Genomic DNA, 11529 nt, shown 5'->3' with positions numbered 1-11529 from the left:
AATGGCGTGGTGTCGACGCCCCGGCAATCCCGGTAGCGTTCCCCCGGCGCGAGCAGGTCAGGTGACTTTCTCGCGGCTCCAGACCGATACGAGGCCGAGGAGATTGTGGTGGGTGTCGTGACTGCTCGCGAGGAGAAGGCGATCCGCCGGGTGACCGATCATCTGATCGAAACCTTCACCGACACTTACGCTGTCGAGCGCGTAGAGGCCGCGGTGGTGGATGCGCGCAGCCGCTTCGATGGACGCCCCGTTCGAGAGTTCGTTCCGATTCTGATCGAGCGTGTTGCCCGGCGCGAGCTGGAGACGGCTATTTCGGCAGCGGTCGGCTCGGATGTTCATGCTGCTGAATTCGCTTCTTCGACAGCGCAATCGAGTGCTCGACCAGTGAATGTGAGCCTGCGACGATCCATCGGCTCGGTCTTCACGAATAACGCGTACCTCCGCATAAGCTCCGGCTGTGCGGGGCGTCTTGTGCCGTTGGCTGTCGCGGCCGTCGTTGTGGTCGTCGCGATCGTGGTGGCCGTCGCTGTGCGCCGGCCTGATTCACCCGCCGGCACAGTCCCGGTCGCGCAGGCGACGACCACGCTGCACGGTGTGGTCGGGTCGGAGAAGGTCGCGTTCTTCTCCGACCCCAAGGTTATCGATGCGCTGGCTCGCAATGGTGTGAAGATCGAGGTCGATCCCGCGGGCTCGCGGCAGATCGCGACCTCTATCGACCTGAACAAATACGATTTCGCGTTCCCGTCGAGCGGGCCCGCCGCCGAACGAATCCAGCGCGCCCGCAACATCAACGCGAAGTACACGCCGTTCTCCTCACCCATGGCGGTCGCGACCTTCCAGCCGATCGCGGACCTGCTGACCGCTGCCGGCGTGATACACCCCGGCCCGGTCGCCACCTTCGACATGGCCCGCTATCTCGAGCTTGCCCGCACCGATACCCAGTGGGACTTCCTGCCGGGCAACACCACCTATCCGGTGCGCAAGAACATCGTGGTGTCCACCACCGACCCGCGCAGCTCGAACTCCGCCGCGATGTACCTCGCCATTGCCAGCTACGTCGCCAACGACAACACCGTCGTGCAGGGCCCCGCCGCCGAACAGTCCGTGCTGCCCGCGGTGTCGAAGCTGTTCGTCCGCCAGGGTTACACCGAGAACTCCAGCGAAGGCCCGTTCAGGGACTACCTCTCTGCGGGCATGGGCCCGACACCGCTGGTGCTGATCTACGAGGCCCAATTCGTCGAGGCCGCCGCGCAGGGACAGGTCAAGCCGGGAATGGTGCTGACCTACCCATCACCGACGGTGCTGTCCAAGCACACGCTGGTGCCCCTCGACGCCGAAGGCGACCGGATCGGGCGCCTGCTGTCCACCGACCCGCAGCTGCAACGCCTCGCCGCCGAGCACGGCTTCCGCACTGGCGACAACGCACCGTTCGCCAAGGTCACCGCCGATAACCACGTCCCGGTGCCCGCCGACCTGATCGACGTGATCGACACTCCCACCTATGACACCCTCGAACACTTGCTAGACGGGGTCACGCACTTGTACAACTGAGCGCCGATCACCGCATCCAGTGCCGCTATCGACGCCTTTGGCGGCCCGCTCCACCCCATCCTGACCGGTGAGTAGCCGGATCGCCCCGATTCGAGTAGCCAGACACTCGTTGCAGTGCGGTCGGTGCGCGGCATGCTGGACCTAGGACCGGAGGGAAGGGAGCCTCCTCATGAACGGGATTCACACCCGTACGCCGAGGTTTATAGACGCAGGCGTCGCCTCGTCAGCGGTGGGCACGAATGGCATGGTGGTGTTCGGCACCGGGACCGATTGCTATTTGTCGCATCGTCCGATGTTCGTGTCGCCGCATAATGTTCAGGTACTGCTCGATGTCGAACTGGATGAGCGCGGCTGTCGAGCGCTCGGCGCGGACCGGCGCAGAGGATTCGGCGGCATCCACTGCTTCGATCCGGAGGAACTCGCTGTCGCTGAGCTGGACCCGCACCGGAAGCGACCACGAAAGGCGTTCTGCGGCACTTTGATTCGCGGCCACCGCGAGCGTGGTGGGGTGCCGATCGCCAAGAACGTGCTCGCGACGGTGCGGACGGTTGTTGCCTTCGCCCGACTGGATCCACACCTCCATCGCGGCGGCGAGCTGTTCACTCACCTGTGTTTCGGGCGGGCAGGGCGGATGTATCTGGCGCACCGTATCGGACGGCGGCCCAGTTTCGATCAAATCGTGGTGGTGCGGCTGATCCCTGGCACGGTCACCGACCTGCTCGGTGCGCCCGTGCCGGTCGACGTGCGGGACTTGGAATTCGAGAGCGCGCAGCCGGTCATCCTTGTGCAGCGGGAGTTCGCCGGGCCGCGGCTACGGACCGGGGAGATCGCGGTGGCGGCGTTCCATGCGACCGCCGCTGTCGGAGGCGCGGACGGGTTCCTCGCCGAGATCGCGATCGAGCGGCAGATCTACCTGGAGGTCGCCGACTTGGCCTGATGGGCGGGGCCCAACAGGTCCGCCGGATCATATCCGCAACTAACGAGCCGGTGCTGCCCGTCGGACGTGGGTTCGTGAAGTCATCCGCTCCATCCGTGCCAAACCGGGCCCTCGATGCCGACGATCGACCCAATCATCGCACTGGGGCGCAGATCAGCCGTGGCGATCTGATCCATTGGTAGCCAGTCGAATTCGAGATGTTCCTCCTGGCTGACCGGTATGTCGTCGAGCTCGGCACCGAAGATCAGATTCACCTCGTGCCGGGCGTTCCCGTCGTCATCGACGTAGCCATGCTCGACGACGCCGATGAAGCGAACGATCCTGCTCGTCGTCCCCAGCTCTTCGGCCAACTCGCGCACGAGGGCGGCCTCGACCGGCTCGCCGGGGTCGACGTGACCGCCGGGCAGGAAAGCCCACCGCTTGCCACGCTTGCGGGCTACGAGTACGCGGTTGTCGTCACGGATGAGTGCCCGTGCAATGATTTCGGTTGTCGCGGCGCGCATCTGAGAATTATCAGCGCCCGGCCCGCACTCCTCGCAACAGGCCCACCACTGATCCGCTCGGGAAGATCACATCGGGTACACCGCGTGTTTGCGCGGGTTGAACTCCGGCTTGACCTGCGGCTTGTCGCGCAACAGGTGTAGCGCGCGCCGGATCTCCAGACGGGTGTGCGCCGGTTCGATGACCGCGTCGATGTAGCCGCGTTCGGCGGCGATCCACGGCGTGGCGATCGTCTCGTTGTAGTGGTTGATCATGAACTCGCGTGCCGCTGCCCGCTGCTCTTCCGGCACCGCCGCCAATTGCCGTTTGCCGATGAGGTCGACCGCACTGTCGGCGCCGATCACCGCGATCCGGGCCGTCGGCCACGCGAAACTGATATCGGCCCCGACCTGCCGGGCCGCCATCATGCCGTAGGCGCCGCCGTAGGACTTGCGCACGACCAGGTTGATGATCGGGACCGTCGCTTCGATGATCGCGCGCGGGACCCGGCCGCCACGGATGATCACACCATTGGCTTCCTGCTCGAGGCCTGGCAGCACGCCCGGGGTGTCGGCGACGAACACCAGCGGGATATTGAAGGCGTCGCAGAGCCGGATGAAGTAGGTCGACTTGTCCGAACAGGCGGCGTCGATGGATCCACCGAGCACCAGTGGCTGGTTGGCGATCACACCGACCGGATATCCGTCGACTCGGGCAAACCCGGTGATCAGATTCGGTGCGAACGCGGCGCGGATCTCGTGAAATTCACCGTCGTCGAAGATCCGCAGCAGTATCTCGTGCATGTCATAACCGGCGCGATCGGAATCCGGGATGATCGTATCGAGTTCCCGATCCGCCGCAGTGATCTCCGGCTCCAGACCGGGGTTCACGATCGGCGGCCTCTCGAGACAGCTCGTCGGCATGTAGCTCAGATAGTTGCGGGCCCAGTCGTAGGCTTGCTGCTCGGTGTCGGCCACGTGATGCAGGGTGCCGCGTTCGGCCTGTACCCGAGCGCCACCGAGCTCCTCGGCGGTGACGTCCTCACCGTTGACGGCTTTGATCACCTCCGGCCCGGTGACGAACATGTAGGAATCCTTGGTGCCGATGAGCACGTCGGTGTTGATCGGCCCGTATACCGAACCCGCGGCGCACTTGCCGAGAATGATCGACACCTGCGGCACATACCCGGACAGTTTCTCCAACACCCTGGAGATATCACCGAACGAAGCGATCGAACCCACCGCGTCCTGGATGCGCGCACCGCCGGAATCATTGATTGTCACCACCGGGCACGCGTTGTCGAACGCGAATTGCAACGCCCGCATGAACTTACGCGCGGAGGTGATGCCGACCGACCCGCCGTACACGGTCTGATCATGCGCGACCACCACCACCGGACGCCCCCCGATCAGTCCGCGGCCGGTGACCAGCCCGTCACCGTAGAGAGCGTCCGGTTGGCCGGGCTGCCGAGCCAACGCACCGGTCTCGAAGAATGTCCCACGGTCGAGCAGCATGTCCATTCGCTGGCGAACGCTCGGAATGCCCTTCTTCTCTCGCTTGGCGACACCGGCCTCTCCCGCCGGTTCCTCAGCGATCGTCAGGATCTTGACCAGTTCGTCGATCTTCGCCTGAGTACCTGCCACGCTCGCCGCCACCTTCCAAACCCAACTTTTGTGCCGACGCGACGTTAAGCGGTATCGGACACGGAACGTGTCATTGAACCGGATATACCGGATAAATCACAGCCGGGGCAGGACGTACATCAGGGTTCCCGACTATCACTCGACAGGTTGAAGGTCGGCACTCGTCATGCTGGACCTCTTACCCTCCCGTCAGGCCGACCCCGAGCGAGCGCTTGGCGTTGGTCCTGCATGACATGGTCACCGCCTCGATCGAGCCCGCGGCTCGAATTCAGCTGTGGGGATAGCGGGTCGGTTGACAAGGTCGAGACCGCCAAAATACTGTCCAGTAACATGACTGCTGTACTGCCGTACAAAAACCTGAGAGGGATCTTGTGTCAATCCGCATCGCCGTAGCTTAGGTGTTATGTGCGCACTTCACGGCGTGTATTTCGGGCACTACCCTCTTGCGCGCGCCTCAGTTCGCCGACATGCCCACGTAGTGCTTCAGTCTTCGGTGTCGCTCGCTGATCATTTGCTCTACTCGGCCCAGCGCGCAGTAGGGTCCAGTCCCGGAGTGGCCCACACCATCTCCGCGCGCCCTAGGCCGCCCGCGGAAGAGGTTCCGCATCCGTTGGGGGCTCTTCGCCGAGCCTCGGCAGCGTCGAAATCCGTCATGCCGAAGCAGTAATCGCGAATTCGGCCTACTCGATAATTTCTTAGTTAACCTAAGAATTGATGGTGAAATGACCTGCTCCGCGACCCGGTTGGATGTCGCGAGCGGCGGTGGTCGACAACAAACACGCTAGTCAGACGCTTACGTGGGGCCGCAGCCGCGAGGAAGGATGTTCAGAGGTGATCGGCGCAGCTCCCCCCGGACGAGGGAACATCACCGCGCGGGCCGGATTCGTCGACACCGCAGGGCAGCTCGACGCGGACTTCTTCGGGGTCTCGCCCGATGCGGCACGGACAAGCTGTGACGCGCTCGAGGACTTGGATCTATCGGCGTTCGTGCTGGACTGCGCGATCGTGTGGCGGTCCGGATCGACCAGATCGCGCTCGGCGAGGTTGGAATATCCCATCCCGGAGATGCAGGCCAGTTGAAGCGAATTCAACGACCACCTCAGCTGAGCACACACGATCTGGAGTTCCACCGATGGCCGACAACGACGAGCTACGCCGCTACCTGAAGAAGACGGCGAAGGAGCTCTACGAGACCAAGCAACAACTGCGCGCGCTCACCGACCGGTCGCGGGAACCGATCGCGATCGTCGGTATGGCTTGCCGGTATCCCGGTGGTGTGTGCTCGCCCGAGGATCTGTGGCGCATGACGGCGGACGGTGTGGATGGCATCGGGGACTACCCGACCGATCGAGAGTGGGACCTGGAACGGCTGTTCAACCCGGACCCGGATGTGCCGGGCAGCATTTATACCCGTGACGGTGGGTTCCTCGACTCCGTCGGCGAGTTCGACGCGGGCTTTTTCGGGATCGGTCCGCGTGAGGCCGCGGCGATGGATCCGCAGCAGCGCCTGATGTTGGAGGCGTCCTGGGAAGCGTTGGAGGACGCGGGTATCGACCCGGTGTCGTTGCGCGGCAGCGACACCGGCGTCTTCGCCGGGGTCATCCATCAGAACTACGGTCCTCGCATCGGCTCACCGAACCTCACCGCCGAGACCGAAGGCCATGCCTACCTGGGTGTTTCGAACGCCGTGCTGTCCGGTCGGATCGCGTACACCTTTGGTCTCAAAGGCCCGGCCATGTCGGTCGATACCGCCTGTTCGTCCTCGCTGGTGGCGTTGCATCTGGCGTGCCAGGCACTGCGGCAGGGGGATACGTCGCTCGCGTTGGCGGGTGGGGTGACCGTGATGTCGGATCCGTCTTTGCTGATCGCGTTCGCGCGTCAGCGTGCGTTGTCGCCTGATGCGCGCTGTAAGGCTTTCGCGGCGGCTGCCGACGGGACCGGTTTCTCCGAGGGTCTCGGAGTGCTGGTGTTGGAACGGTTGTCGGACGCACAGCGGCTCGGTCACACCGTGCTGGCGGTAGTGCGTGGCAGTGCTGTCAACCAGGATGGTGCGAGCAATGGCTTGACCGCGCCGAACGGTCCGTCGCAGGAACGTGTCATCGAGCATGCGCTGGCGAATGCCGGTCTGGAGCCGTGGGATGTCGATGCGGTGGAGGCGCACGGGACCGGCACGATGCTGGGCGATCCGATCGAGGCGTCCGCGTTGATCAGCGTCTATGGAAAACGGCGCGTCGCAGGGCCGTTGCGATTGGGTTCGCTGAAGTCGAATATCGGTCACACCTCGGCCGCGGCGGGCGTGGGTGGGGTGATCAAGATGGTGCAGGCGTTGCGGCACGAAACCCTGCCCACGACACTGCATGTGGATGAGCCGACGCCGCATGTGGATTGGTCGGCGGGCACGGTGCGGTTATTGACCGAGGCGCAGCCGTGGCCGGCGGGGGAGCGGGTGCGGCGGGCGGGTGTCTCCTCGTTCGGGGCCAGCGGCACCAACGCCCATCTCATTCTTGAGGAAGCGCCCGCCGAACCGGTCGCCGCCGGAGCGGAAGGCGATGCCGAGCAGGTCACGATTGCGCCCATCGAGTCGGATCTTGTTCCGCTGGTGCTGTCGGCCAAGTCCGGCGAAGCCCTCCGCGCCCAGGCGGATCGACTGCGACAGTGGTTGATCGAAAATCCCGGCGTAGACGTATGGGATGCGGCGCACTCCTTGGCGACATCGCGGGCACAGTTGGACCGGCGCGGTGCGGTCGTGGGGCGTGACCGGGACGAACTGCTGGCCGGTCTGGCTGAGGTAGCCGCGGGTTCGAACGGCACGATCGAGGGCAAAGCCGGTTCCGGTAGGACAGCGTTCCTGTTCACGGGCCAGGGTGCGCAGCGGGTTGGCATGGGTGCGGACCTGTACCGGGTGTTCCCGGTGTTCGCGGCCGCGTTGGACGAGGTATGTGCGCAGTTCGACCCATTGCTCGGCCGGACGCTGAAAGACCTGATGTTCGTCGACGCCGATGGCGTGCTGGATCGGACCGAATTCACCCAACCGGCATTGTTCGCGTTCGAGGTGGCGTTGTTCCGGTTGATCGAATCATTCGGCGTCACACCGGATCTGCTGATCGGGCATTCGATCGGCGAGCTGGCGGCGGCGTATGTGGCGGGGCTGTGGTCGCTCGCGGATGCGTGTGCGCTGGTTGTGGCGCGGGGTCGGTTGATGGGTGCATTGCCGGTGGGCGGCGCGATGGTCGCGGTGGCGATCAGTGCAGGACGAGCTGTCGATTTCGGCGACCGTGTATCGATCGCGGCGGTGAACGGTCCGTCGTCGACGGTGTTGTCGGGGGACGTCGATGTGATCGATGAGATCGAGCGGGTGTTGTCCGCCGAGGGTGTGAAGACGAATCGGTTGCGGGTCAGTCATGCGTTCCATTCGGCTCGGATGGATCCGATGTTGGCCGAGTTTCGTTCTGTCGCTGAAGGATTGACCTATCGGCAGCCGTCGTTGCCGATCGTGTCGAACGTTTCGGCGGTCGTGGTCACTGCCGAGCTGACCGATCCCGAGTACTGGGTCGAGCAGGTACGGGGCTGCGTTCGGTTCGCACCGGGGATCGACACCCTGGTCGAGGCCGGGGTCCGGCAGTTCGTGGAGGTGGGCCCCGATGCGGTGTTGGCGGCGATGACGCGTGGCGTTCTGGCCGAGAACCCGGAGGTCGAGTCGGTGTCGTCGGTGGCGGCAGCTGCTCGGCGATCGGCCGATGAGGTAGAGCAGTTCGTTACGTCCTTGGCCCAGGTGCATGTCGCGGGTGCACGGGTGGACTGGCGTTCGTGGTTCGCGGGTCGTGGGACACGCCGGGTTCCGTTGCCTACCTATGCCTTCCAACATCGCCGCTTCTGGTTGTCGGGTGCTCTCGACGTGTCGCCCGCGTCGGCGGATCATCCGATCCTGACGGGTGTGGTCGGGTTGGCGGGTAGCGACGAATGGTTGTTCACCGGCCGGTTCTCGTTGCGCACTCATCCGTGGATCGCCGACCACATGACCTATGGCGTGGTGGTGGTGCCGAGCGCGACGTTTATCGAGTTTCTCCTCGCCGCGGGCCGTCGGATCGGTTGTGGGGTGGTGGAGGAGCTCACCTTGCAGGCGCCGATTCTGCCGACCGGGGACGACGAGGTCGAGTTGCAGGTGCTGGTGCAGGCGGCGGACGAGTCCGGTCGGCGTCCGTTCGAGTTCTATTTCCGCAAGTCCACCGATGCCGAATGGATCCATAACGCCACCGGTGCGCTCGGGGCCGAGTGGGGTGGCGATTCGGCGTTGATGTCGCGGCTGCGGGAGGAGCAGTGGCCGCCGCTCGAAACCGAGATCGTGGACAGTGCTGGGCTTCCGGAGCGGATCGCGAAGCTCGCCGGGCTCGAGTACGGTCCGGCGTTCGTCGGCGTGCGTGCCGCGTGGCAACGCGATGACACCGTTTTCTCCGAGATCATGCTGGACACCGAGGCGGCGCCGGAGCCGCGACGGCACGACCTGCACCCCGCCCTGCTGGATATGGTCATGCACGCGGGGTTCGCCGGATTGCTGTGGCGCGATGGAGATTCAGATCCTGATACCGGCCGGTTGTTGTTCCGGTGGGGTGGTGCACGTTTCCACAGGTCGGCGAACGATGGCGGGCAATGGCCCGCCGAGGTGACCTCGCTTCGGGTCATCGCGATCGCGACCGGAGCCGAGACCGTATCGGTCGCGGCCGTCGATCCTGACGGCAATCCGATCGTGTCCGTCGACGCGGTGGTGATGCGTCCGTATGACGTGAAGGAATTTCGGAGCAGCCTCGTCGGTGACGCAGCGGGCCTGTATCAGGTGCGCTGGGAACCCACCACCGAGTCGGGTGCGGGAGACGCACCGTCGCTGGCGGTACTCGGGGACAAGCCCGTGGCGGGGATAGACATCGAATATGCGTCGGTCGCCGATGTCGTTGCGGCCGAAGGTATTCCGGGTGTGGCGGTGTGGCGGGCGACCGAGCCTGTCGTGGCAGGTTCGGCTGTAGGTGGTCCGGAATCGGTGCGTGCACGAGTGCACGGCGCGTTGGCGACCGTGCAGTCCGTGCTCGCCGAGGAACGCCTGTCCGATGTGCGGCTGGTCGTCGTAACGACAGGCGCCGTGGGTTTGCTTGATGAGGCCCCGGATCCGGCCGCCGCGGCGGTGTGGGGATTGGTGCGCAGTGCGCAGTCGGAGCATCCGGAACGGTTCGTCCTCGTTGACGAGGATCCGGCCGAGCCGCTCGCCGCGGACCGGATCGCGGCGGTAGTGCGGTCGCGCGAACCGCAGGCCGCGGTCCGCGGTGCGGAGATTCTGGTTCCCCGGCTGGTACGCGCGTCCACATCAGAGGAACCGGGGGCGCGGTCGTCGTTCGGTGCTGGGACGGTGTTGATCACGGGCGGTACGGGTGGACTGGGTGCGTTGTTCGCTCATCATCTCGTCGTCGAGCACGGTGTGCGCAGTCTCGTATTGACGTCGCGCCGGGGGCCCGAAGCACCCGGTGCCGCCGAGCTGGTTGCCGAATTGGCGCGGGCAGGCGCCGAGGTCCGGGTCGTTGCGTGCGATGTCGCCGACCGCGACCAGGTGCGGACTCTGCTGGCGACGATCGATCCCGGACTGACCGCTGTCGTGCACACCGCGGGAATTCTCGACGACGGCACCGTCGAGTCGCTGACCGCAGACCAAGTGGATCGGGTCCTCGCGCCGAAGGTCGACGGGGCTTGGCATCTGGATGAGCTGACTCGTGACCTGAATCTGGTTGCGTTCGTGGTGTTCTCGTCGATCGCGACGGTGCTCGGGTCGCCCGGGCAGGGCAACTACGCCGCGGCGAACGGTTTCCTGGATGCGTTGGCGCAGCGGCGCCGGGCCGCAGGATCGGCTGCCACATCGCTGGCGTGGGGACCATGGAACCAGCGCAGTGGCATGACCGGCGGCTCGAGCCGCGCCGCCCTCGCGCGGTGGGATCGCTTGGGTCTTGGCCAGATCGAAAGTGCCGAGGGGACAAGGCTTTTCGATGATGCGCTCACTCACTCGCAGGTCCGGCTGGCTCCGATCCGGTTCGACGTGAGTGTCTTGCGTCGCGAATCCGATGTCGACGCGGTTCCGGCGGTACTGCGTGGATTCGCGCGCCGTTCGACGCGCCCGTCGCAACAGGCGGCCGTCACCGCAGCTGCGGGCTCGCTGGCCGCCCGGCTATCGGATACGCCGCAAGCGCGGCGTGGCGAGGCGGTGCTGGAGGTCGTGCTCGCGCAGGCGGCGGCGGTGTTGGGGCATGATTCGGCCGCTGATATTCGGCCTGATCAGCGTTTCGATGAGATCGGTTTCGATTCGCTCGGTGGTGTGGAGTTCCGTAACCGCCTTGCCAAGGTCACCGGTGTGCAGTTGTCTTCGACGTTGGTGTTCGATCATCCGACTCCGGCGGCGGTGGCGAAGCTGGTGTTGTCGCGGGTGGAGCCGAAGGCGGTAGGTGAACCCGTCAAGAAGGCGGTGCGGCGGGTTCGGGTGGATGAGCCGATCGCGATTGTCGGTATGGCTTGCCGGTTCCCTGGTGGTGCTGATTCCCCGGACGCGTTGTGGGATCTTGTTGCTTCCGGTATCGACGCGACCGGTGATTTCCCGTCCGATCGTGGTTGGGATCTGGAGCGGTTGTTCGATGCGGATCCGGACAAGCCCGGCACTGTGTATACCCGCCGTGGTGGGTTCCTTTATCACGCGGGAGATTTCGACGCGGGCTTTTTCGGTATCAGCCCGCGTGAGGCGTCGGCGATGGATCCGCAGCAGCGTTTGTTGCTCGAGGTGTCGTGGGAGGCGTTGGAAGACGCGGGGATTGATCCGAAGTCGTTGCGGGGCAGTGATACCGGGGTGTTCGCGGGGGCGGGTTACTCGGGTTATGTCGAGCGGGTGGTCGG

The 11529-nt window shown here is 65.1% G+C and carries 6 protein-coding genes; 4 read left to right on the top strand and 2 right to left on the bottom strand.

Annotated elements, in window-relative coordinates; translation table 11 throughout:
* Nucleotides 1-108: 108 nt before the first annotated feature.
* Together ACLMAJ_RS11995 and ACLMAJ_RS11990 are read left to right on the top strand one after the other, a co-directional pair.
* Nucleotides 109-1551 (top strand): three-helix bundle dimerization domain-containing protein, encoded by a 1443-nt coding sequence (locus ACLMAJ_RS11995; RefSeq protein ID WP_412013694.1) that lies wholly within the window; start codon nt 109-111, stop codon nt 1549-1551.
* A gap of 169 nt (nt 1552-1720) precedes the next feature.
* Nucleotides 1721-2488: a hypothetical protein gene (locus tag ACLMAJ_RS11990; RefSeq protein ID WP_412013693.1), complete on the top strand. Its 768-nt coding sequence runs from the start codon at nt 1721-1723 to the stop codon at nt 2486-2488.
* Nucleotides 2489-2568: 80 nt separating this feature from the next.
* Here ACLMAJ_RS11990 and ACLMAJ_RS11985 read toward each other — a convergent pair whose 3' ends face one another.
* Together ACLMAJ_RS11985 and ACLMAJ_RS11980 are read right to left on the bottom strand one after the other, a co-directional pair.
* Entirely contained in the window at nt 2569-2991 is a 423-nt protein-coding gene (locus tag ACLMAJ_RS11985) for an NUDIX domain-containing protein (RefSeq protein WP_412013692.1), read from the bottom strand.
* A 66-nt stretch (nt 2992-3057) separates the two neighbouring features.
* Entirely contained in the window at nt 3058-4611 is a 1554-nt protein-coding gene (locus tag ACLMAJ_RS11980; protein ID WP_412013691.1) for an acyl-CoA carboxylase subunit beta, read from the bottom strand.
* An 831-nt stretch (nt 4612-5442) separates the two neighbouring features.
* Between ACLMAJ_RS11980 and ACLMAJ_RS11975 the strand changes: the two genes are divergently transcribed.
* Nucleotides 5443-5691, top strand: a complete 249-nt coding sequence (locus ACLMAJ_RS11975; RefSeq protein ID WP_412013690.1) for a hypothetical protein — start codon at nt 5443-5445, stop codon at nt 5689-5691.
* 52 nt (nt 5692-5743) lie between these two features.
* Nucleotides 5744-11529 (top strand): type I polyketide synthase (locus ACLMAJ_RS11970; protein WP_412013689.1); only part of this gene is annotated, 5786 nt, incomplete at its 3' end.

Origin of the sequence: Nocardia arseniciresistens (assembly GCF_046764875.1) — a bacterium.
Taxonomy (GTDB): Bacteria; Actinomycetota; Actinomycetes; order Mycobacteriales; family Mycobacteriaceae; genus Nocardia; species Nocardia arseniciresistens.
Note: the sequence above shows the minus strand (reverse complement) of the source record. Positions and strands in the feature narration are given on the sequence as shown.